The organism is Paenibacillus sp. P4_A7 (assembly GCF_056402455.1).
The window spans coordinates 1-1,246 of record NZ_JBFUHJ010000781.1 but is presented as its reverse complement, the minus strand read 5'-3'; the positions used below and the strand labels follow the sequence as shown (position 1 = coordinate 1,246).

The following is a 1,246-nucleotide window of genomic DNA, read 5'->3' as shown; positions in this document are numbered from 1 at the left end:
GTCCATCACGAAAAATATAAGACGTTACAATGACATGCGATGCTCCTTTATTCAAGTAAAAGGATGCATTCTCCGTCGTAATTCCTCCGCCAATTTGCAAACCGCCTGGGTATTGCTGAAGTGCTTTAATCGCCGCCTCTTCATTCCCGCTTCCAAGCATAATCACATGACCGCCAGTTAGGCCGTCCTTCTGGAAAAGTGATGCATAATAAGATGAGTCATACGTGGATACAAAGTTTTCAATGATTTCAGTATTGAGTGTTTCCCCTACGATTTGTTTTACTTTACCATCATGTAGATCTATGCAAGGTCTAAATTTCAAGACATTTCCTCTATTCTGTATTTTTCTTTGTATAAACAATCTTATAAGAAATTGAAAAAATTGCAACATCGATACGTTATATCAATCTCCACGGACCCTTTTTTTTACATATTTCAATATTATTTCGTTCAGCCCAGTTGAACAGATGCTTTTCTGACATTTCGATATTTTCTGCAAATTTAAAGCATAAGTATGCAGGCACAAACCGCTCATCTTTTTGCTTTATACCATATGTGGGTTTAAAGTAGCCATCTACCATAATTTTGTCTATCTGTTCTAAAGGAATAAATTGATCTTTTATTAAGACTCCATTTTCAGTTAATGTTATGTCTAACGACTTTGATCGATGGCTTACTAGTGCATATACAATGTAGCCTATTAAAAGCACTAAGAAACCTAATCCTATTGAAAGTATGTAGCCATTTATGTTATCTCTTGCAGTCCATAAGGTACGGGATACTAAAGCTATATTTATAAACATTAAACATAGGGATACGATCGTACTAATGGGCTTCTTAATTCGCAGCTTTCTAGTGGAATTATTATCGTCCAAGTAACACCTGACCTTCCCTCATGACAACCAAAAAGTTATTTTCCAAGTTGGTCCTTAGACATCATTTCATTTAACATAGCTTCCTTAGTTTGCTTTAGTCTCGTCTCTGCTTGATGATCCAATATTGGTTCTGACCAAGTAAACCCATCGTTTGTATAGCGAGGGATAACATGCATATGGTAATGAGTCAAATCATTAAACACTCCGCTATTCTGACAAATGGTTATCCCGTCCGGTTTAAAAAGGCTCTTCATGATTCGACTCATTTTCACTGATGCTTGCATAATCGCAGATAAAACCTCAGGTGTTAGATCCTCTAGCTCATAAAAATGCTGCTTCGGCAAAATGATAATATGGCCTTCGTTAAATGG

Annotated in this window: 3 protein-coding genes; all 3 read right to left on the bottom strand. The window is 36.5% G+C overall.

What is annotated here, in order from left to right:
* On the bottom strand, positions 1-322 hold a 322-nt coding region (locus AC1DWN_RS33945), incomplete at its 3' end, for a HisA/HisF-related TIM barrel protein (RefSeq protein ID WP_477563218.1).
* Between the two features lie 76 nt (positions 323-398).
* Positions 399-875 (bottom strand): hypothetical protein, encoded by a 477-nt coding sequence (locus tag AC1DWN_RS33940; protein WP_477563217.1) that lies wholly within the window; start codon positions 873-875, stop codon positions 399-401.
* A gap of 35 nt (positions 876-910) precedes the next feature.
* On the bottom strand, positions 911-1,246 hold a 336-nt coding region (locus AC1DWN_RS33935), incomplete at its 5' end, for an HIT family protein (RefSeq protein WP_477563216.1).